The sequence below is a fragment of the Chryseobacterium sp. 27AL genome (genome assembly GCF_057815395.1).
Map to the genome: position 1 here is coordinate 164,703 of NZ_JBYRIW010000005.1, position 23,726 is coordinate 188,428.

The 23,726-nt window shown below is 37.6% G+C and carries 19 protein-coding genes; 12 read left to right on the forward strand and 7 right to left on the reverse strand.

Annotated features, from left to right (window positions below; all coding sequences use genetic code 11):
• Positions 1–271: 271 nt before the first annotated feature.
• On the forward strand, positions 272–709 hold the full coding sequence (locus AC3WV0_RS10810; RefSeq protein WP_488846088.1) for a hypothetical protein: 438 nt from the start codon (positions 272–274) through the stop codon (positions 707–709).
• Between the two features lie 32 nt (positions 710–741).
• On the opposite strand, the gene pth is transcribed toward AC3WV0_RS10810, so the two are convergent.
• The 7 genes from pth to mfd all read right to left on the reverse strand — a co-directional run bounded on the left by pth (position 742) and on the right by mfd (position 9,261).
• A complete protein-coding gene (pth, locus tag AC3WV0_RS10815; RefSeq protein WP_488846089.1) occupies positions 742–1,305 on the reverse strand; it encodes an aminoacyl-tRNA hydrolase in 564 nt (187 codons plus the stop codon).
• Between the two features lie 87 nt (positions 1,306–1,392).
• Positions 1,393–2,325 carry a hypothetical protein gene (locus AC3WV0_RS10820; protein ID WP_488846090.1) on the reverse strand — a complete coding sequence of 311 codons (933 nt, stop codon included), beginning with the start codon at positions 2,323–2,325 and terminating at the stop codon, positions 1,393–1,395.
• 102 nt (positions 2,326–2,427) lie between these two features.
• Positions 2,428–3,282, reverse strand: a complete 855-nt coding sequence (locus tag AC3WV0_RS10825; protein ID WP_488846091.1) for a hypothetical protein — start codon at positions 3,280–3,282, stop codon at positions 2,428–2,430.
• A gap of 76 nt (positions 3,283–3,358) precedes the next feature.
• Positions 3,359–4,129, reverse strand: coding sequence for a hypothetical protein (locus tag AC3WV0_RS10830; RefSeq protein WP_488846092.1), 771 nt, complete (start codon positions 4,127–4,129; stop codon positions 3,359–3,361).
• Between the two features lie 3 nt (positions 4,130–4,132).
• Entirely contained in the window at positions 4,133–4,948 is an 816-nt protein-coding gene (locus tag AC3WV0_RS10835; RefSeq protein WP_488846093.1) for a hypothetical protein, read from the reverse strand.
• Between the two features lie 19 nt (positions 4,949–4,967).
• On the reverse strand, positions 4,968–5,783 hold the full coding sequence (locus tag AC3WV0_RS10840) for a hypothetical protein (protein WP_488846094.1): 816 nt from the start codon (positions 5,781–5,783) through the stop codon (positions 4,968–4,970).
• 115 nt (positions 5,784–5,898) lie between these two features.
• Positions 5,899–9,261: a transcription-repair coupling factor gene (mfd, locus tag AC3WV0_RS10845; RefSeq protein WP_488846095.1), complete on the reverse strand. Its 3,363-nt coding sequence runs from the start codon at positions 9,259–9,261 to the stop codon at positions 5,899–5,901.
• Positions 9,262–9,502: 241 nt separating this feature from the next.
• On the opposite strand from mfd, the gene AC3WV0_RS10850 reads away from it, so the two are divergent.
• From AC3WV0_RS10850 to AC3WV0_RS10900, 11 genes are all read left to right on the forward strand, one after another.
• Positions 9,503–9,895, forward strand: coding sequence for a hypothetical protein (locus tag AC3WV0_RS10850; protein WP_488846096.1), 393 nt, complete (start codon positions 9,503–9,505; stop codon positions 9,893–9,895).
• Between the two features lie 183 nt (positions 9,896–10,078).
• A complete protein-coding gene (locus AC3WV0_RS10855; protein ID WP_488846097.1) occupies positions 10,079–10,279 on the forward strand; it encodes a hypothetical protein in 201 nt (66 codons plus the stop codon).
• Positions 10,280–10,470: 191 nt separating this feature from the next.
• Entirely contained in the window at positions 10,471–11,970 is a 1,500-nt protein-coding gene (locus AC3WV0_RS10860; protein ID WP_488846098.1) for a GH3 auxin-responsive promoter family protein, read from the forward strand.
• Between the two features lie 69 nt (positions 11,971–12,039).
• Positions 12,040–12,402 carry a hypothetical protein gene (locus AC3WV0_RS10865; protein WP_488846099.1) on the forward strand — a complete coding sequence of 121 codons (363 nt, stop codon included), beginning with the start codon at positions 12,040–12,042 and terminating at the stop codon, positions 12,400–12,402.
• 93 nt (positions 12,403–12,495) lie between these two features.
• Complete coding sequence (locus AC3WV0_RS10870; RefSeq protein WP_488846100.1) at positions 12,496–13,731, forward strand: MFS transporter; 1,236 nt, start codon at positions 12,496–12,498, stop codon at positions 13,729–13,731.
• Positions 13,732–13,820: 89 nt separating this feature from the next.
• Positions 13,821–14,429, forward strand: a complete 609-nt coding sequence (locus tag AC3WV0_RS10875; protein WP_488846101.1) for a hypothetical protein — start codon at positions 13,821–13,823, stop codon at positions 14,427–14,429.
• 28 nt (positions 14,430–14,457) lie between these two features.
• Complete coding sequence (locus tag AC3WV0_RS10880; protein WP_488846102.1) at positions 14,458–16,554, forward strand: T9SS type B sorting domain-containing protein; 2,097 nt, start codon at positions 14,458–14,460, stop codon at positions 16,552–16,554.
• A gap of 75 nt (positions 16,555–16,629) precedes the next feature.
• Positions 16,630–18,975 (forward strand): T9SS type B sorting domain-containing protein, encoded by a 2,346-nt coding sequence (locus AC3WV0_RS10885; RefSeq protein ID WP_488846103.1) that lies wholly within the window; start codon positions 16,630–16,632, stop codon positions 18,973–18,975.
• A 167-nt stretch (positions 18,976–19,142) separates the two neighbouring features.
• Positions 19,143–20,735 (forward strand): replicative DNA helicase, encoded by a 1,593-nt coding sequence (gene dnaB / locus AC3WV0_RS10890; protein WP_089999967.1) that lies wholly within the window; start codon positions 19,143–19,145, stop codon positions 20,733–20,735.
• A 70-nt stretch (positions 20,736–20,805) separates the two neighbouring features.
• Positions 20,806–21,282, forward strand: coding sequence for a ribonuclease HI (gene rnhA / locus AC3WV0_RS10895; protein WP_488846104.1), 477 nt, complete (start codon positions 20,806–20,808; stop codon positions 21,280–21,282).
• Between the two features lie 162 nt (positions 21,283–21,444).
• Positions 21,445–23,697 carry a T9SS type B sorting domain-containing protein gene (locus AC3WV0_RS10900; RefSeq protein ID WP_488846105.1) on the forward strand — a complete coding sequence of 751 codons (2,253 nt, stop codon included), beginning with the start codon at positions 21,445–21,447 and terminating at the stop codon, positions 23,695–23,697.
• Positions 23,698–23,726: the final 29 nt, after the last annotated feature.

Sequence of the window (23,726 nt, forward strand, 5' to 3'; positions counted from 1 at the left end):
GGAGCGGGTTTTTAGCTCTGAAACGGCCCGTTTTTAAAGGAAATGATAGTTTTTAATTGATTAACAGTTTAAAAAACAACAGATTATTATTTGGAAGTAATGATAATTTGTTTACATTTGTCACAGAAAAAGTAGTCCGGTCGAGACTACTTTTTTCATTAGATTTTATATTTTTTGAATGTATATAGGCTGTTTACATCATTTAAATAGAAGTTAGACACTGGGTGATTTAAAATACTTACTTTTGAATATTAAATATCACCCGTTCGTTATGAAGATAAAGATTCATATCCTTTCTGTCCTTTTTTTATTATTTTCCGGAGTCATCAATGCTCAGGAAACTTCCGGTAAGAAAACGATCAGCGACACCCTGGCCTACGCCAAAAAGTTTGAAACCAATAAAGAGAAATATATAGGAAAAGCCTTTTCTCTTCTGTTAAAAGATATGGTTCAGATGGCTCCTAAAAAAGCAAAGTCTGAATTCAAAGAAGATAGAGAGAATCCTCTTCCCAGCACTATATTTTCATTTTCTGATAAAGATATCAACGCTGGGAATGAAGTTATCATGATGATAAAATGGAAGGCTGATGATTCTACTACGACTCCTTTGGAATTTTTTGAGCAGGAACATAACTATCATTTTACGGTCAATGAAAAAAACTTTCTCGAAAAAAGAATCATAACAAATATCAGTGTTTACAGGCGATAATCTGCCACCAATCTGCTGTTTGCCTTATATGATTATTTACCATTAAATGCAGACATCGTATTATTAATTCCTGCAAATACAAATGAAAGAGAAGCTTTTGCGAATTTTTCTATTCTTTCGGGCAGTGCGGCATTTTCCTCCTCATTCCATGTTCCGAGCACATAATCTACCTGTCTGCCTTCAGAAAAATCTGCTGAAATTCCGAACCGAAGACGTGCATAATTCTGCGTCTGAAGAACCTCATTGATATTTTTCAGCCCGTTGTGGCCGGCATCAGATCCTTTAGCCTTCATCCTCAGCGTTCCGAAAGGGAGGGCAAGGTCATCTGTAACGATCAGAACATTTTCCAGCGGGATATTTTCTTTCTGCATCCAGTATCTTACAGCATTTCCTGAAAGGTTCATATAAGTATCCGGCTTAAGTATCAAAACTCTTCTTCCTTTGTATTTCCCGTCGGCCATCCAGCCAAAATTGGTAGTTTGGAATGGAGCTTCTAACGTTTCGGCAATTTTATCTGCTACTTTAAATCCTATATTATGACGTGTATTTTCGTATTCGGAGCCTTTGTTTCCCAGGCCAACTATTAAATATTTCATGAGAAATTTTTTGCAAAATTAAGGTATTAAAATAAAAAACTCAATCTGTGCTTAGATTGAGTTTGATATTATTTTAAAGATTATTCTTTACAAAGGCTTGTAAATATAATTTGACTTAAATCCTTTTTTCATGTAACCCTGAGCATCGTAATTGTAATTTGTAGAGCTTACGATTGGTGACGGCACCGGTTCCATGAGATCAGTGAATGACTTTCTTGTAGGACTATTCGGCGATAATATCCAGCTATCCAAATCATTTTGTTCAGTTGACAGAAGTCTGGAAATCTTGTATTCTATTGGCAGTAATGTATACGGATTGATCTGAGCATCATAGTTTGAAAACTCATACTGATACTTTGTATTTACAGTTCCGTGTGTACCTCCCGACATCGGCCCATAGCCTCTTACAACTTTCGATACATTGTCGCCTGCGTATTCATAAGTGGTTTCAGAAAAATTGGTATACGCAAACTGTACTCCGGGCGCTTCATCTCCGGTTTCCATTACAATCTTGGCAAGCTTCGCTGTTGTGGAGCTATACGTTAATTTGTAAAGTGTTTTAGACTTTCGAAGGAGCATCCATGGTCCCGGTGGAGTTGTAGGTGGAGTACCCGGAGTTCTATTATATACCGAGCGGTTTTCAGAGATTGATTCTAACCTGCCTGTAGCACCGTATGTGAATTGCTGCTCGTATGAAGTACTGTCCACATCCAGTATCTCATCGTTATTGGAATCCAGAAAACCTTTGAAGGTAACTCTGCTGATTTTATTACCACTGTACTGCACATCTGTAACAGAAGCTTTTCTACTAGTCACTTTTGCCATTTGCAGGCCATTATAGTAATAGGTTGCCAGTGTATCAGAGTCTGTAATTTCTCTGTAAAGTGCACGTGGGCCGTTTAGTCCGCTGTTTTCATTGATGTCAAGCAGTGGATTTCCGTCTTCATCTAATAGGTCTTTGCACGAATGAACTGCAGAAACACTCACTAAAAGCAAAAGAAAATAAAAAAGTCGTCTCATTCCAAAGTGGGATTATTTATTTTTCCACAAATATAATTTTTTTTTGAATAAAAATCATATTTTAATTCATTTTCAGGCAAAACTATTAAACATAAATTATACTTATAACGCTTTGTATATATATTTAACCACCTGCCCCTGATCCGAAACCGGATAATTTTGAGAATCATACAGGTATCCTTTCGGTACACTTATCGGCGGACCAGACGGATTCTGCAGAGTGATTTTCCCTACATTATTAAAGGAGATCGAATTAGAATTAATCGGGAAGAGGGTACCTGTAACCATAAAATACTCTTTCGGCAGCGTATTGTATGGATTTATTTTAGAGTCATAATTGTCGTATGCATAGGACATAAGGATTGAAGTTGAAGGATCAGGATTGGCTCCGTCCATCAGCATTGTGGTATAATCCAGTCTTGCTACATTACCCGCTGAGAATGTAAATTTGCTTTCAACATAGTGTGTATAATCCGTGCTGTTGCCCATTTTTTTCTTTTCAACAATTCTGTATAACCGGCCGTTTGCATCGTAATAAACTGTGAAATCACTGTGATTGGTGATCGTCATTATCGTTTGATCCATGGTGAATCCTGATAATTTGCCAGCAGTGTAAGAAAGGTTGTAGACATTATCTATAACGTGCGGATTAACATTATCCTGATACTTGATTTTTGTAATTTTATCGGCGGAATACGTTACAGTAGCCGTAATGGTATTGGTACTTCCCACATCTCTGATGTATGCCTGAGAAAGAATTCCGGCATTGGTAATATATTCTTCCATCGCTACATTTCCGCTTGTGATCTTGCTTAAGATTCTTGGTCCTGTAATGGTGGTTCCTCCTCCGGAATTGCCATTATTCTGATTTGGCGGATCCTCCGTTGTATTGTCGCAGGAAATGGTAAAACTTAGCGCCAAAACAGCAAGAGATGAAAAAAGAAATTTTCTGATCATAAGTTATTAATTTTAAACGTCTCAAATATATTGATTTTCTTTGATCAGGAAATTAAATTTTTAATGTAACCGGTAATCATTGATAAGACTGTAGTACGGAGGTAGTAAGGATAGATTGAGCCATCGTTTTATTAAGAAAATCATCATTAACAGGAATTCCTATTCCTAATTTTCCCGAGTTTAAATTCCTTTTAGTACAAGCTGCCTTTACCGAATAATTATTGTTTGGCGGAATATTAATGAGTGTTGCATTAAGATTAAAGATTTTATAAGATCCGTCTGTACCCAGTACAACATCCGTTCTTACAGCTTTTAATTTAAATTTATCATTATCTAATTTATCATCAACAAAAATTCCGCATGCAAAGCTGATCGAAGCGCTACCATTTCCCGTTTTCTGTGCAACAGTCTGAAAGGTAAACACTATTTTATTCATATTATTGCTCACTGAAAATGTGTCTTGGGTGCCTTCTAATACAGTCCACACATTTGTATCGAGTGTTAAGTTTTCAGCATATGGATTTGTAGATCCACTTGCGCCCTCGAACACCGCTCCATTTTGATCTGATCTTGTATTAATAAAAAACATAGACATACTTCCTTGTCCATCGGCAATTTTTATTTCTTTCCAGTCATTTACAGGAAGATCAGCATTGTTATGAAAAATTGTTCCGGCTACACCGGCATTTCCCATTATCGTATTTGTACCTCCTGTTCTCAGCGAACTTCTGACATTAAGATCGCCGTTAATATCCAAGGCACCTACAGGATTTGCAATTTTAATTCCGACCTGAGCATTAGCGTAAGCAGAAAATACAAATAAGAGTATAATGAATATTTTTTGCATAATTTAATTTATAATTGTATTAAATACCTGTGGAACCTCATAAACATCTATTCTGAGAGATGATTGCGTAATAAAGCTGTCTATATTTGAAGCGACATTAATACCGATTCCTAATGTGGCCTCCGTATTGTAAGATTTTAGCCTTGCGCATGCTACGCTTATAGAATGATTACCCTTAGAAAGATTCCCTATCATTCCGATCTGGTTATGTGTAAGAAAAGGATAATTTGCTGAACTGGCTTTTATATTTCCAAGTCTCATATTTGCCAGTTTATCGTCGACAAAAATTCCGCAGCCATAATCTATTGATTGGTCAGTAGTACTTTGATTACCAAGAAAATCTGCATGAACTACCGTCTCAAATTGAAAATATGTCTTACTCTGCTCGCTATAGACTTCAAATGTTTGTGACAATGACGAGATTTTTTTAAATAAATTCAAAGTACTGATATTTGTATTTTGTATAAGTGAAGTAGATATCGTAGATCCGTTACTAGATTCTTCAGAAAAAGCAAACTTCACCCCGTTTCTATCTGAAAATGAGTTGTTATATATAAGAAAAAATTTATTTTTTTCATAGTCAGGAATTCGCAGGCTTTTCCAGATAGGAGGATATCCCTCACCCTGGGAAACAAGTATCTGGTCATTGGTTGCCTCCAGGATTGTATTATTGGTAACGTTTAATACGGATAATTTTCCTCTGAGGTTCATATCACCATTTACATCAAGAATAGCTTTGGGTGATTCTGTCTTTATTCCTATTTGTGCAGGGATCAGAAAACCTGACATGATTGCTATAATTAAAATTAATTTTTTCATTCGGCACTAGATTTATCAGTTAATAGGTAATGAATTCAATGATATCCATTTTAAATTCAGATTCTAAAGTAAATGCGTTGGAGTTTGTATTGGTGTTTGCTATATTACGTCCTATTGTAAATGCTGTATTGATATCTGTTGAGTTGATTTTACGGCAGGCAACCTCTACTTTATGATTCCCTACCGGCACATTCTGCTCGGTGTAATTAAGCGTAAAAATATAATCCTGCATCCCGTTCTTTAGATTATTGTTATTTGACAATATTTTGTCCGGACGAACAGCTACAAGTTTTCCGTTTCTGAAAACTCCACAGGTAAAAGTAACGCTCTGAGAAGTCGTGGCAGATGGCGCTTTCATCTCCACACCTGTCTGAAACTGGTAAGTAATTCTGTTATTCCCATTTTTAACATCAAAGTTAGTTTCAAAAGCATTTATTTTCACCCATTTTCCTTTAGTAAGATCAGTGATATCATCTCCGACATTGCTCTTGTAGACATTATCCGCTGCAATCCCCGCCGAGAGACTTGTTATTCCATTACGATCAGATGACAAATATGTATTGATGAGTTTGTATTGTCCTGCTTCCACCAAGGGTACATTCAAAGATTTCCATACAGGTGGCAAGCCTTCTCCCTGCGAAACCAACACCTGCCCGTTTAGTCCGGGATTTCCAACTTGTGTAGAAGTACCGCCCACTCTAAGTTCTTTTCTTAGTGTTGTCGCTCCGTTTATATCTAAAGTGGCATTCGGAGAAGTTGTTTTTATACCAACCTGTGCGCTTATTTTTATTAAAAAAAAGCCTATTGTAAATAAACTATAAATATTTTTTTCCATAATAAGTGATTGCAAATGTAAAAAAAATCACAATATAAAAAACACAATTTTTGCCTGAAATAAAAGATTATATCAGATAAAGAAATCAAAAAATTAGAATTATTTTTCCCTTAAGTTATTTAAGCATTGATTTTAAAAGAGAATTTACCTCATCAACATTATTCACTCTATCTTTTCTCATCATCAGCTGATTTCCATCCTTGCCTGTTTTTTCTTTCAGCTGAGCCTGGGCAGGATTTTGAGTAAGATAATTTATAATATGCCTGAACTTATTGGTCTGATAGAATTTATCCTGAGGATTCCCCGGAAAATATCCTAAGAATACACCGTTTTTCATCACTATTTTCTCAAAGCCGATCTCTGCAGCAAGCCATTTCAGACTTACACTTTTTAATAAATTTACCGCTTCTTCAGGAAGTTTCCCGAAACGGTCTATCAATTCAGATTCAAATTTCTCCAAATCTTTTTCATTGTCTATTTCGGCGAGTTTTTGGTATAACAATAATCTTTCTTCCGTGTTAGAGATGTAGAAATCCGGCAGCATCAGCTCAAGATCTGTATCAATATTGATGTCTTTTGTTGTTTTAAAGAGCTTGTTTCTCTCTTCTTCATTTTCAAAAAGATTCTCAAATTCCTGATCGTCTTTGAGCTCTTCAAGGGCTTCCTGCATTAATTTCTGATAGGTTTCAAATCCCATTTCATTAATAAATCCGCTCTGTTCGGCACCCAGCAAATCTCCCGCTCCACGAATCTCCAGATCCTTCATGGCAATCTGGAAACCACTCCCTAAATCAGAAAACTGTTCGATGGCCTCCAGTCGTTTTCTGGCATCAGAAGTCATCATGTCGTAAGGTGGTGTAATGAGGTAACAAAATGCTTTTCTGTTGCTACGCCCAACTCTTCCTCTCATCTGATGGAGATCTGCCATCCCGAAACGTTGCGCATCATTAATAAAAATAGTATTGGCATTCGGAACATCCACCCCACTTTCTACAATGGTCGTGGAAACAAGTACATCATATTTTCCCTCCATAAAATCCAGGACATTTTTTTCAAGCTCTTTTCCTTCCATTTGTCCGTGGCCTGTAATAACTTTCGCGTCTGGAACCAATCGCTGAATCAGACCTGCAATTTCCTTGAGATTCTCAATTCTGTTGTTTATAAAATATACCTGTCCGTCACGCTGAAGCTCATACGAAACTGCATCACGAATAATTTCTTCATTAAATCCAACCAACTGTGTATCGACAGGCTGTCTGTTCGGAGGTGGTGTTTTAATAACGGATAAATCCCTCGCCGCCATTAAAGAAAACTGCAGTGTTCGCGGAATCGGAGTTGCCGTAAGAGTCAAGGTATCGACATTACTTTTAAGCGTTTTTAATTTATCTTTTACGGAAACACCGAATTTGTGCTCTTCATCTATGATCAGCAATCCTAAATCCTTAAACTTGACGCTTGAACCTGCCAGCTGATGTGTTCCGATCACAATATCTACTTTCCCGTTTTTAAGCGCTTCCATGGTCTCAGATTTTTGTTTTGCCGTTCTGAAACGGTTGATGTACGCTACATTTACCGGAAAATCTTTCAGTCTTTCTTTAAAGCTTCTGTAATGCTGGAAAGCCAGAATCGTTGTAGGAACAAGCACAGCCACCTGCTTACCGTCTGTCGCTGCTTTGAATGCGGCACGAATAGCAACTTCAGTTTTACCGAAACCTACATCCCCGCAAACCAGCCTGTCCATTACGGTATCTGCTTCCATATCTTTTTTTACATCTATGGTTGCCTTTTCCTGATCCGGAGTATCTTCATAGAGAAAGCTTGCTTCCAGCTCATTCTGTAGGTAAGAATCCGGGCTATAGGCAAATCCTTTGGCTGTTTTTCTCTGGGCGTAAAGTTTAATGAGGTCAAAAGCAATCTGCTTTACTTTTGCCTTTGTTTTTTGCTTTAAAGATTTCCAGGTTGGGGATCCGAGTTTGCTTAAAACCACTTCGCGACCTTCAGGACCATTGTATTTCGAGATTTTGTGAAGCGAATGAATACTTACATACAACAGGTCGCCATTTTTATAGGTAAGCTTAAAACATTCCTGAATTTTCCCATCATTATTAACTTTTACCAATCCCATAAATTTTCCGATGCCGTGATCGATATGAGCAATGTAATCACCTATTTTGAGAGACATCAAATCTTTCAGGGTAAGCTGTTCTGATTTGGCAAATGTATTTTTGGATTTATACCGCTGATAACGGTCGAAGATCTGGTGATCGGTGTATACAAGGATTTTATGATCATGATCTACAAATCCCTCATGAATCTCTGATTTAAAACTTTTAAAAGGAAGCTCATGTTCCAGCTCTTCAAAAATAGATTCCAGTCTTTCTTTCTGCTTTTCCCCGGAAAAAGAAATCCAGGTATCGAAGCCGTCGTTTTGTTTTTCTTCAAGATCTTCAATCAATAATTCGAAATTCTTATGAAAGGACGGTTGAGGAATCTGGTCTATTTTTATTTCTTCCAATTCGATAAGTCCATCAATAGAAACACTTCCGAAATCCACAGTATTAAACTTTTTATAATCAAATAAAAATTCCTGATCAGAAATGAAAAGCTCCTGGGGTGTTCTGTGAGCGATATCTTTGCTTAACGTTTCATATTTTTCCAACGCTTTTTCGTAAAAGGTTTTCAGCTTCTGCATACCGATAATTCCGTTTTTAGAAACTACGATACTTTCTTTAGGCAAAAGCTGAAGTAATGAGACACGGCTTCCGGTCACCGTAAAATTCATATTGGAAACCAGCTGAAATTCTTTCACCTTATCTACGGAAAGCTGGGTTTCAATATCAAAAGTTTTAATGCTTTCTATTTCGTTTCCAAAGAAAGTGATACGGTAGGGCTTTTCATTGGAAAAAGAAAAAACATCTACAATTCCTCCTCTTACAGAGAATTCACCAGGTTCCGAAACGAAATCCGTCTGCTGAAAATTATAGTGGTTCAGCAATTCATCCACAAAATCAAAATCTAGCTGATCTCCAACTTTGATATGATGCGAAATGGCTTTGAAGTCTTCTTTTTTCAGAACTTTCTCTGATAAAGCGCCTGCATAGGCAACAATTACTTTGGGAGATTTTCCGGAGGTAATTTTATTAATAGCTTCGGTTCTCAGGACAAGGTTTGCATTCTGCGTTTTTTCTACCTGGTAGGGTTCCATATGAGTTGCGGGAAAATACAGCACTTTGTCCTTTCCGAGAAGATCTTCCATTTCTGTATTGGCATATAATGCATCTTCTTTATCGTCAATGATATAAAGCACATGTTTGTTTCGGCTAAGGAAAAGCTCTGCCACAAAGATCGAAATAGCTGATCCGGCACTTCCCTTTACGGATATATGTTGATTTTTTTCCAGTTGATTGAAAATTTCTTTTCCGAATTCTTTCTGAAGTAACTCCGGCAGAAATTTTTCGCTGATGGTTTTTAACTGCATATATAAATTCTGTATAAACGACAAAAGCGATTTCGGGAGTTTCCGAAACCGTTTGATCTATACAAAGATAAGACTTATTAATCTTTTAAACGACATTACCATATATAATGATATTTAAAAAAAAGCCCGTAATTCTTAATTTTTATTAAAATCCAAAATAAAAAGTTAAAATATAATTCACTTTTTCAAATGGCACATTGTTTGAAAAATCTACACTACCAAAAATTAAAGAAATATTATTATGAAAAAAGCAATTAGAATTTTAGGACTATTCATGCTCATGTTTTTTGCAGTCACGGCAATTACCTCATGCAGCGATGATGACGATCCGGCAAACAACGACTTTTTCGCCGGAACTTACAAAGGAACTGTAGGATATACTGACGGAGACACCAACATCAATTCAGATAATGGAAGTGTATTTGTAACAAAAATCGCAAGCGGAACAAAATATAACTTCGCATTTTCTAACGGAATTCCTGATCTTAACGGAGTCGAATTCAATCAGCAGGGTGATAACACTTTGGTAATGGTAGGATCTACCGCTACGTCATACATCAGAATTGACAATAATGAACTAAAAATATTATATCTAAAGGATGGAAAATCGTGGACTGCTAACTGTACGCGATAACCAACTTTTCATACATTATGTTAGGGCCTGCTTTTCTTCAACAAGGAAAGCAGGTTTTTTGTTATTATGATGTTTAATGTTTTTTTAAGCTGTGATAAACTTTAGTTAAGTTTCTGAAATTGAGTTTTCAGGTTAGAATTTTGACTAACTTTGATTCAACAAACAGCAAAAAAACAATTTACTATGAAAAATTTATTATCTGCATTGTCAATCATTTTGGGACTTGGCTTTGCAACAGCTCAAACGACCATGCCGGTTAAATCTGCATCCCAGCAAACGGTAAAAGGAACAAAAACGGTAAAAACTACAACGGCCACCAAAGCCGAAACAGCGCCTTCGTCTGCGAAAATGAAGAAAGACGGAACGCCTGACAAAAAGATATAAGGAAAACAAAAAACTCAAAAAAGACGGCACACCGGATAAAAGGTACAAACAGAACAAGTAGACTCAACAATAGTTGTTATTTTCATAATCAAATTTCGAAGAACCGATGACTACTCATTCATCGGTTTTTTTTATTGGATTATTACTTATTTAGATATTAAAATTTCTTCAGTTATTTATAAATTTGAAGAATGTTAAACTTCCTAAAGAAAAATATCGCATTGCTCTGGGCAAAAAAACATGTACGCGATGCTGAAGAATTCAAAAAAAATGCTGAGGAAAATCAGGAGAAATTGCTACTTTCTCTTACGGAGACCGCAAAAAAAACACTTTTTGGGAGAGAGCATGATTTTGAAAATATTAAATCTATAGCTGATTTTCAGGAGAAAGTACAGATTTCAGATTATGAAGATCTCAAACCTTATATTGAAAGAGTAAAAAAAGGACAGGCCAATATTCTCTGGACAGACGTCCCCGAATATTTTGCAAAAACTTCAGGAACAACCTCCGGCTCTAAATATATTCCTATATCAAAAGAAGGAATGCCTTTTCAGGTAAAGGGTGCTCAAAGTGCTCTTTTTCATTACATTGCTAAAAATAACAATGCTGATTTTGTAAATGGTAAAATGATTTTCTTACAGGGAAGTCCCGAACTTGAAGAAGTTTTCGGAATAAAAACAGGCCGTCTCTCAGGAATTGTCGCTCATCATATTCCAAAATACCTGCAGAAAAACAGGCTGCCAAGTTGGGAAACCAACGTAATGGAAGACTGGGAAGCTAAAGTCGATAAAATCGTAGAAGAAACGGAAAAAGAAAACATGACTCTTATTTCCGGAATTCCGCCATGGCTGATTATGTATTTTGAAAAGCTTGTTGAAAAACATCATAAAAAAATCAAACAGATATTCCCGAATCTTCAGCTGATCGTGACCGGTGGTGTAAATTATGAGCCTTACCGCGATAAAATGGAAGAACTTCTCGGAGGAAAAGTAGATATTGTACAGACATTCCCTGCTTCTGAAGGTTTTTTTGCTTTTCAGGATGATTATACCAAAGAAGGATTATTACTTTTAACCGATCATGGAATATTCTATGAATTTGTTCCGCTGGAAGAATATGGCAAGCCTGATGCAAGAAGATTAACCTTAAAAGATATTGAGCTTAATAAAGATTATGCTTTGATTTTAACAACCAATTCAGGACTTTGGGCATATTCCATCGGTGATGTTGTAAGATTTATTGATAAAAATCCGCACAGAATTTTAGTAAGTGGAAGAACCAAACATTACACTTCTGCTTTTGGAGAACACGTGATTGCATATGAAGTGGAAGAAGCCATAAAAGCAACCCTGGAAAAATATCCGGCCCAGATCACGGAGTTTCATCTCGCCCCAAATGTAAATCCTAAAGAAGGACTTCCTTACCACGAGTGGTTTATAGAATTTAAGAAAGAACCTGAAGATTTAGATTTGTTTAAAAACGAACTCGACCTACAGCTGAGAAACCGTAATACGTATTATGACGACCTGATTTCAGGAAATATTCTGCAAAAACTCCATATCACTAATTTGAAGAAAAATGCCTTTCATGAATATGCAAAATCACAGGGAAAACTTGGTGGACAAAATAAAACCCCAAGACTCGCCAATGACAGAAAAATTGCAGAATTATTGGAAAATTACAAACTTTAAGCACTTTTTTTCAATTCCGGAAACGTATATTCGAAAAAAATTATAAATTTGGAAAACTAAAAAATAATAATGAAAGCATCTGTACTTTTAAAATCATCTTTATTGACGTCGTTATTTGTAATTTCATCCTGTGCAACCACAAAATACAGTATGGATACTGCGAAAAATGATTATTCTAATCTTGAAGCAGGAAGAACATATACTGTAATGATGAGAGATGGTTCCAAAAATCAAAAAATATTATTCCGTAATGTAGAAGGAGATAATATCATCGGAACTGCCGGCAAAAAAGACAGTACAGTTGTCACTATTCCTAAATCTAATGTAGCTGCCGTGAGAGACAGCAGAAAAGCTAAAACAGTAATTGGAGCCACAGTAATCGGAGCTGCGGGAGTTGCTGCTTTGGTTATCAGCGCATCGAGAGCTGACTAAATAGATTTTATCTTTTGATTGTCATACAATATTTCATTTAAAAAAACAGCATATGTATAGCCTTGAATTAATATTTGAGGCTATTTTTGTGAGATGATTTCGTTTACCCCGTTACAGACACTACAAAATGTCGAGTTCAGAAACCTTCTTACGGGAAGATTTTTTATAGTTCTTGCTTTCAGAATGCTTGCTACTTTATTAGGATGGTGGGTGTATCAGCTTACAAAAGATCCCTTTTCAATTGGTTTAATAGGACTTTCGGAAGTGATTCCGGCGGTGAGTTGTGCACTGTATGCAGGTCACGTGATCGACATGAATGAAAAGAAAAGATTACTGTTGATTTGCAATTATACTTATATATTTTTAATAGGATTATTACTGATTCCTGCCTTCTTTAATGTTGAAATGCATTTTACGGGACATCAGATCACTTATTTTATCTATGGTGTGATTTTTTTCACAGGAATCGCCAGAGCATTTATCGGCCCGATCGTACCTTCCATGATTCCTAAAATTGTAAAAAAAGAAAACCTCCCTAATGCAGTCACTTTAAACCAGGCTACATTTCTCATTTCTTCAGTTTGCGGTCATGCGACGGGCGGATTTCTGATAGGATATTTCGGGGTAAAATGGACATTGGTTGTAATTATTTTATTAATCTTTTTAGCATCTTTATTCTTTTTTCAATTAAATAAACAGCATTCCGAATACAAAAAAGAGAATATTAACGTTATAGATAGTATGCGGGAAGGAATTTCTTACATCTTTAAGACAAAAGAAATCCTGGGAGCTCTTTGTCTTGATATGTTTGCGGTTCTTTTCGGAGGTGCTGTTGCGATGATTCCGGTGTACGCCACCGATATCCTCAAAGTGGGAGCAGAAGGTTTCGGGCTTCTGAATGCAGCTTCAGATATAGGATCAATGTGTATTATTACCATTCTGTCGATTATTCCGCTTAGGAAAAATCAGGGTAAAATTTTATTGGCAGTAGTTACAGGATTTGGTCTTTGTATTATTGGCTTCGGATTATCCCGTTTGTATTGGCTCTCTTTCATGTTTTTAATGATGAGTGGAATGCTGGATGGGATTTCGGTAGTTATCAGAGGAACAATCGTTCAGTTGAAAACCCCCGATAATATCAGAGGCAGAGTATTGAGTGTGAACTCTATATTCATTATGTCGAGTAACGAAATGGGACAATTTGAGAGCGGATTATCGGCAAAATTACTCGGTGTAGTGCGCTCTGTAGTGTTCGGAGGAACTATGACTGTGCTTGTAGCACTGCTAGTAGGAACGACAAATCCAAAATTGAGAAAAATGAAATATTAAGAGCATAAATACTAATTTATTAAATTAATTTCAAAAACTTTAGTTTAAAATCAATAATTTTTTATATTTGTAATATAAAAATCCCTTACATGAAAAAAACTCTACTTATTTGTTTTTGTGTAGTAGGCTTTTGCTTACAAGCGCAAACCTTCAGTGAAAAAGACTTCAAACAAACTGTTTCGCAGGTAAACTCTGCTAAGACAGAAAGTGATTATGAAAACGCTTTTCAGAAATTTTCCAAGTTTACCTCTACAAAACCGACAGAAAAATGGGAAGCATATTATTATGCGGCAGTGGCTGTCTATATGAAAGCGGAGCTGCAACTCAAAAAAAAACCTTCCCTGGATGTTTCTGGGCTAAACAGTTTAGCAAAAAAATATGCTGACGGAGCACATACTCAGCAAGATAGTAATGAAGTAAATTTATTGCTGGGACTTATTAGTCTCCAAAAGCTTCAGGTAAAAAATACTCACGACGAAAAGAAAGATTTGGAAATTATTCATCAGGCGATTACAAAAGCGGAAGCAACTGAGCCAGACAATCCTAGACTAGCAATTTTAAAAGCCAAACTTGCAGAAAGGTCAAATGATCAGGTAAATGCAAAACTGTTTTACGAAAAGGCATTGAATACATTTCAGAAATCAGCGGGTAAAACTTCAGTAAACTGGGGTGTACAGCTAATTCCCGGAAATAAGTAATAAGGATTTTTAATTTTAAACTAATCAAATGAAAAATTATTTACTTCTTTTTTTACTTTTTGTTGCGGGCACAGTCTTCGGACAGGCGCCTGCCGGTCCGCAGGATTGTATTTACGCTCTTCCGATATGTAGTAATGCCAATATCTCGCTTACACCAGGAGGGACCGGTATATATGATGAGTCTGAACATTCAACAGGATCCTGCCTGTATGGAGAAAGCAATTCTATCTGGCTGACTTTTAGTGTACAAACTGCCGGAACGCTAACTTTTGTTATTACACCTGCATCTACAACAACTGATTATGATTTTGCTCTATATGGCCCTAACCACAATTGTGCAAACCTAAATGTTCCACCATTAAGATGTTCTTATGCGAATACTGTTTCAGGTGTACTTACAGGTTTAAATATGACATCAACAGAAACCTCTGAAGATGTAGGTGGTGACGGTTTTGTAAAATATATTGATGTACTTCCGGGACAAGTATACCATTTACTTTTAAATAACTTCTCACCGACAGTTGCTCCGTTTTCATTGACTTTTGGGGGTACTGCAACGCTGCTTACTCCATTTGACAACGGTTCAGCGCAGATACATCAGCCTTTTCCTTTTTTAGAGCCCGGTCCTAATCATGATGGTAAGATTGACATCTGCGGTAATCCTGTCACTTTTGACTTCTCCACATTGAGTTCTCAGATATTAAATGGTAACCCCAACTTTATCGTGAAATATTATAAGAGCGGAACAGATGCTTTTGATGATATCAATGCAATCACAACGCCGACTGCTGTTAATACAGCGACAACCTATACTTATGCCATTGCTTATGTAGACCCTGTAAGCCCTACAAGCTTCCTGAACCAATGTAGAGAATACGGAACGATCAAATTTACTGACCGATCTTTCCCGCTTAATCCCGCAACGTTAACATCCTGTAGCAACAACAATTCCGGGACAGCACTATACGATCTGACTTCGGCTGCTATTGGTAATACAACAGGTCTTACGTTACAATATTATCCTTCATTAAATGATGCTAATAATGGGACTAATCAAATTATGGAGCCATATGCTTACACATCTGCTGCAGGATATGCATTTGTAAAAGCAACCAATTCATACGGATGTACGAAAATTGTTCAGATTACACTGAATTTCCATCCGATTGTAACGGTTAATGATGCTACACTAAGATCATGTTTCATTGAAGGAAATCCTTCTACAGCAATGTTTAATCTTACGACAGCACCAGTGACAAGTATGACGGGTATAACGAAAGAATACTATCCTTCAGTTACTGATGCAGTAAATGGTACCAATATAATTTCAAACTTCCAGACGTATATTGCCCCTACCGGCGTCGTATATGTAAAAGTGATCAATTCAAACCAATGTTATACTGTTGCTAAAGTAAATCTGGTTGTCCTTCCTCCTGTATATTCAAATGTGCTGGAAGATAAAATAATATGTATGGAAGACACCACCACATTGGATGCAGGCCCAGGATTTAATGGATATAAATGGAGCACCGGTGCTACAACACAATCCATTAACAATGTTACAGTAGGTACCTATTGGGTAGAACTAAAGACAGGAAATTGTATTACCAGACAAACCGTAAAAGTTTATCCTTCCGAGCAGCCTGTTATTTCAAATGTTGACATTACAAATAATACGATTACGGTAAATGTAATTGGAGGAGCTGCTCCTTACAAATATTCTCTTGATGGGATCAACTGGCAGGATTCAAATGAATTCAAAAATGTACCGAGAGGTGATAATACCGTATATGTAAAAGACGGGTATGACTGTGATCCTATTGTAATAACTGTAGTTGTTCCTAATTTGATAAATGTCATTACTCCTAATGGAGACGGTGTAAATGATGTGATCGACTATTCCGCTTTGGCAGGCAAGCAAAACTTAGTACTGAGTATCTACGACAGATATGGTGTAAAAGTTGGGCAGGCAGATAAGTTCAGCGGATACAAATGGGACGGAACTACAGGTGGTAAAAAAGTACCCACGGGTACATATTGGTACTCTGTTACTTGGAACGAAAATGACAAAAAAAATACGCCATTCAAATTCTCAGGATGGGTAATGGTAAAAAACAGAGATTAAATTAATTACTAGTGAAATAAAACCGCTTTCTCAGGCGGTTTTTTTCACATAACAATAAATAATAAATCATTTCTAATGAAGAAACTACTACTACTGACTGTTTTATTTTTCTCACAAATGATCTTTTCGCAGTCGGATTGTATTTCGGCAATTCCGGTTTGCGGAAACTCAGATATTTCTTACAATCCCGCCACCTCGGGTATCATTCAGGAAGCCACTTCCGCCAGCTGTCTAGACAATGAACATTTTTCCGTATGGTATAAATTTACAGCGGCAACGACAGGAACTATCGAATTTACAATTACTCCAAATACTGTTCCCGGTGTTACGCATTACGATTATGACTTTGCTGTTTACGGACCAGATATTGACTGTACCACATGGGACTTTGGCAATGCAATTAAATGTAACTTTTCCGGAACCAGCGGACCTACGGGACTGAGCTCAACAATAACAGGGGCTCAGTGGGAAACTCCATTAGATGTCATTGCGGGACAAACCTATTATTTGCTTATTGATAACTTTATTCCCAGCAATCCTTATGGATTTGCATTGACATGGGGTGGAACGGCTTCTTTAACTTCAGTGTTCAATGATCCTGCTTTAACACCGAATCCGTTCATTACTCCAGGAACACCGGCTGCAAACCCGGCTAACCCGAATGAAATTTTAAAGTGTTCTTTGCCTACCATGTTTGATTTCAGTATATTATCTACAGGAATCATCAATAACAATCCAAACTTTACGGTAACATACCATTTAACAAGTAATGATGCGATTACAGGAACAGCACCTATCACAACTCCTATAATGGTAGATGGTACGAGCATCTATTATTACCGATTGAAATATACGGATCCTACCAATCCGAATAATGCGCTGAATGGCTGCTTCCAGGTCGGAAGGTTTAAATTCAGATCGGGTAATATTGTTGTACAGAATGCGACGATTTCTTCTTGTAATTATGACAATACGGGAATTGGTTATTTTGATTTAAATTCCGCAAACGTATTCACCGGAACCAATATTACAAAGAAGTATTATCCTACTATGGCTGATCTGAATGCGGGAACAAATGAAATTATGAACCCTTCATCATATTCATCTGCCGCACCGAAGACAGTATTTGTAAAGGTTACTACTTCAGAAGGATGTGTAGGAACTTCGGAAATTACATTACAGTTTTTACCTGCACTTCCTGTCGTTCCAATTACTATTAAAGCTTGTAATAACAACAATGCAGGAACGGGACTTTTTGATTTGACAGCAGCAAATGTTTATCCAATATCAACGAATGTTACTAAAAAATACTTCCCTACCCTTGCAGATATGAATGCAGGAACAAACGAGATTACGAACCCTTCTGCTTACACTTCTGTAGCGCCGAAATCCGTATACGTAAGAGTAAGAAATCCACAGGGCTGTACGGGGTACAATCAGATTACCCTGCAGTTTAATCCTGTAGTGGTTGTTAATGACGCATCCATGGAAGAATGTTATATCGACAACAATGTTACTGCTGCTTCATTTGATTTGACCACAGCCAACGTAACATCTCAGACAGGAGTTACCAAGAACTACTATAAGACTGAAGCAGATGCACTGGCAGGAACAAATGAAATATTAACCGCAAATACCTATATTTCAGTAACCGGTGTTGCTTATGTTAAAGTAACTAATAGTACAAACTGTTTTGCGATTGCAAAAATCAACCTGAAAGTGTTACCTCCGGTACAGTCCAGCGTTCTTAAAGATAAAATTATCTGTATAGAAGATAAGACAACTTTAGACGCAGGACCAGGCTTTGATGCCTACGAATGGAGCACAGGAGCGACGACTCAGTCTATTTCCAATGTTGGAGCAGGTGCTTATTGGGTGAAACTAAAAACCGGAAAATGCTGGACATTACAGCAGGTAAAAGTAAATGCTTCAGTGCAGCCGGTAATTACCAATATTGACATCAATAATGATTCATTTACAATAACCGTTAATGGAGGTAAAGGACCTTACCAATACTCACTTGACGGAATCAACTGGCAGGATTCAAACGTATTTACAGGACTTCCGAGAGGAGAGAACAAAATATACGTAAAGGACTCTTATGACTGTAATCCGATCAGCGTTCAGGTAACGGTTCCTAACCTTATTAATGCCATTACGCCGAACGGAGACAACAAAAACGATTATATCGATTATTCTGCGTTGTCTTACAAGAAAAATGTGGTATTCACAGTGTACGACAGATATGGAAACATGATGTACCGTGCAGACAAAATCAGAAATTATACATGGGACGGTACTTCCAACGGAAAGAAAATCATGACCGGAACTTATTGGTATACGATCACATGGACTGAAAACGATAAAAACAATACCGAAACCAAATACAGCGGCTGGGTATTGGTAAAAAATATAGATTAATTATTAATTTAATTTTCAAATACTTAAATCACCTCTTATCAGGGGTGATTTTTTTTATTCACATCAACACAAAACTGCATCATTAGTATATTGACATACCACTGTGTTTATAAATTGTTGAATACTATTTTTTAATTGCTTATCAAAAAAACTATCTTTGCAGAACTATGGCGCAGAAAGAAACACTATCTTCATTGACGAACGGAAACTTTGCAAAAGAACTCTCTATTGCAGATGGTAAAATGCCACCAAATGCACTGGATTTCGAAAGACTGGTTATCGGAACTTTTTTGATCGACAAAAAAGGTCTTGACCATTCTATTGACTTACTGACACCGGAAGTTTTTTATGATCCGAGACATCAGGTAATTTTTTCTACCATTTTAAAGCTTTACGAAGGCAATCAGCCTGTGGATTTAATGACCATTATTCAGGATCTAAAGAAGGATGGTAAATTGAATCTGGCAGGAGGAGACAGCTATATTATTGATCTTACGATGGGAGTAAGTTCATCGGCACATATCGAATATCACGTTCGTGTTATTCTGGAAAAATATATCTTAAGAAGCTTAATTAATGTTTCGGCAAATGTTATCGATGCAGCCTATAAAGAAGCTACCGATGTTTTTGAACTTTTAGATAAAGCCGAACAGTCATTCTTCGAGATTACCAACGGAACAATTAAAAAAGGATTTGATACCGCTAACTCATTAGTGAAACAAGCGATCGATACCATTAAATCACTCAAAGATAAAGAAGGTCTTTCCGGAGTTCCTTCAGGATTCCGTGATGTGGATAAAGAAACCGGTGGATGGCAGAATTCCGACCTTATCATTATTGCGGCACGTCCGGCGATGGGAAAAACAGCATTTCTTCTTTCAATGGCAAGAAATATTGCGGTAGGACACAAAATTCCCATGGCACTGTTCTCTCTTGAGATGGCTTCCGTACAGTTGATCACAAGGATGATCGCCTCTGAAACAAGAATTTCCTCTGAAAAATTAAGAAAAGGAACCCTGGACGATGAAGAATGGCAAAGACTATTCTCCAACGTTTCAGAACTGGAAAACGCCCCTTTATATATTGATGAAACACCTTCCCTTTCCATATTCGACTTCCGTGCAAAGTGCAGACGACTGGTAATGCAACACGGAGTGAGACTTATCATGGTCGACTACCTTCAGCTGATGACCGCCGGTGGCGGTGGAAAAGGAACCGGAAACCGTGAACAGGAGATTTCCATGATCTCACGTTCCCTGAAAGCCATTGCAAAAGAACTTAATGTTCCTGTGATTGCCCTTTCCCAGCTTTCGCGTAGTGTGGAAACCCGTCCGGGAAAAAGGCCTCAGCTTTCCGATCTTAGGGAATCCGGAGCGATTGAGCAGGATGCGGATATCGTATCATTCATCTTCCGTCCGGAATACTATAAAATTACCGTTTGGGATAATGACGAAGAAGGCCAGGAAACCTCAACCGAAAACCAGGCCGAGCTTATCATTGCCAAGCACAGAAACGGGGCAACGGCTGACGTAAGACTATCATTCTTAAAACATTTTGCCAAATTCGGCGATATCGAAGCAGCTTTTGACGGAGGAATGGGAGGCGGATATCCTTCAAATTTCGGATCCGGAGAACCAAGTGGCTTTGATAAAATCAAAACAACCATTCAGCCGGGCGCAGCATTTGACCTGCCAAATAATTCCCAGGTATCAGGATCTTCGATGAATGATTTTGATGACGACGACGATTTTCCATTTTAAAAAATAAAGACTAAGATTTAGGATATTAATCTAAACCTTAGCCTTAGCCTTAATCTTAACCTCAACCTTAATGAGAATAGAAATATACACCGACGGAGCATGCAGCGGAAATCCCGGAAAAGGCGGATATGGAATTCTCATGCGGGTACCCGAAAAAAATTACCAGAAAACATTTTCGAAAGGTTTCAGGAAAACAACCAACAACCGGATGGAGCTTCTTGCAGTAATTACTGCTCTGGAAAAGCTGAAATCTCCGGAAAATGATATTCATATATACACCGACAGCAAATATGTTGCAGATGCCATTAATCAGAACTGGCTGGCAGGATGGATCAAAAGAGGCTGGAAAAATGTGAAAAACCCTGACCTTTGGCAAAGATTTGTGGTACTGTATAATTTGCACAGACCAAAGATGCACTGGATCAAAGGACATGCAGGCCATTTCGAAAACGAACTTTGCGATAAACTCGCCGTAACTGCCGCAGCTTCAGCTAATTTGGAGATCGATTTCTATTTTGAAAACCAGGAGAATAATTCTTTATTTTAATTTATATTCAAACTAAACATTGCTGATAACTTTTCAGTATTTCATGTTTTAACTTATCATTTATTACAAAATCACTATCAATTTCAGTAAAATTAATATTAAATATATATTTATTGATTAGGATTTAATATCTTTGACACGTCTAATTTAAGTGTCTAATAAATGAGTAAAAAAATCTACCTTCTTTTATTTCTGAATTTACTGCTGTGCTTTCCGCAACATTTTTTCGCCCAAACCTACCAACTTACAGGAACCCCTGTAAATACCACAGGCTGGACGATGGTTGCACCCACCGTTGTGAATACAGATTTTGTACAGCTGACCCCGGATACCAATAATCAATCCGGATCTATACGTCTGAATGATCCCATCAACCTTAAATATTGCGATAAATGGAGAGTGGAATTCGATTTCAGAATGGATTCTAACCAGACCGCAAACGGAGACGGTATCGCTTTCTGGTATCTTGCCAATCCGCCGGTGGCCAGTGTACTCGGCTCCGGCCTTGGGGTATCGCAGAATGCCGTGGGATTCATTGTAGGATTTGATACGTATAACAATACAACGACCGCTGTAATGAGTAGAGTTCACGTAGCTTATGGGCAGGTTGCCAATACAACGGATAACAACAATGTCGAATTTTTCAATGTTGCCGGAAGTTCTTTCCATTCACCGGATATGAATACCACGCTTCCTTTCCAGGGAACAACGTATAAGCATGTCGAGGTAACTGCGCAGGTAGATCCTGCTGCCCCGGTCAACTGGATTGTAAAAATTACCATAGATGGAAACCTGATCTGTAACCAGTCTTTTGCACCATCGGGAACAGCAGCGGCAATGACGGTAGGTTATTTCGGATTTTCTGCTTCCACCGGAGGAAACCGATCAAGACATTCTATTAAAAATGTAAAGGTTTATATTGATAAAGTTGCGATTAATCAGGCTACCATAACAGATACTTTTTGCCCAAATCCTTCTACCGGACAGGGAACAGTAAACTTAACGAATTATCAAAGCCAGTTTGTAACCAATCCTGCGAACTACACGTTTTCATACAGTGTATCAGGAACACCGATTTCAAATCCTAATAATTTCCAGTTCAGCGCCAATACCACGGTATCGGTACTGATTAAAGATAATTCAGGATTACTCTGTGACAACCCGGATGGTAAAATACAGCTCAATTTATCACCATTTACGGCCACTCCCGCCACGCTTACGGCATGTAACAATAATAACGCAGGAACGGCAACCTTCAATCTGAGCCAGGCTAACGTTAATGAACCCGCCGGATCAACAAAGAAATATTATAAAACGCTGGAAAACCTGAATAATGGTGTCAATGAAATCACAAATTTTGCAAATTATGTATCTGCTCCGGGAGTTGTATATGTAAAAGTGACTACCCCGTTGGGGTGTGTGGGTTCTGCACCGATCACCCTGGCATTCTTTCCACCAATTGTGTCGAATGATGCGACGATAGAATCATGCTTTATAGCAAGTGCTCCTACAACCGCTTCTTTTGACCTGACACAGGTCAATGTAACTTCAGCGTCTGGCGTTACTAAAAAGTATTACAAAACTGAGGCTGACGCACTTGCCGGAACCAACGAAATTGTACCAGCCAACAATTATATTTCGACATCATCAACGGTTTATGTAAGAATTACCAATCTTGCAGGATGTTATATTATCGTTAAAATAATACTTAAAGTTTTACCTCCAATCTATTCTTCCGTACTGATGGACAAAACCATCTGTATTGATGACAAGACAACTCTTGATGCAGGTGCCGGATTTGATACTTACCTGTGGAGTACGGGAGAAAACACCCAGACTATTCAGTATGTAACCCCTGGTTTGTATTGGGTTCAACTGAAGTCAGGAAGATGTACTACCATGCAGATGGTAAGAGTAAATCCTGCTCCTCAGCCTGTTATTGCCAATATCGACATTACCAATAATACGATTACAGTAAATGTAAAAGGAGGAAAAGCTCCGTATCAGTATTCTCTTGACGGAGTGAACTGGCAGGATTCCAATGTATTCAAAGGCCTTGCGAGGGGCGAAGCAGTCGTTTATGTAAAAGATGCTTACGACTGTACGCCAATTCATGTACAGATCACCGTTCCTAATCTTATTAATGCCATTACTCCAAATGGGGATAATGTAAATGATGTGATTGATTATTCCGCATTGGCATATAAGAAAAATCTTGTCTTCACGATCTACGACAGATACGGAAACAAACTATATGAAGCGGATAAACTGAGAAACTACAAATGGGACGGAACCACCGGAGGCAAAAAAGTAATCACCGGAACCTACTGGTATACCATCACCTGGAACGAAAACGATAAAAACAATACACAGACAACCTACAATGGATGGGTATTGGTAAAAAACAGAGAATAATTGACTTTAAAAAAGATCACCCGTACACC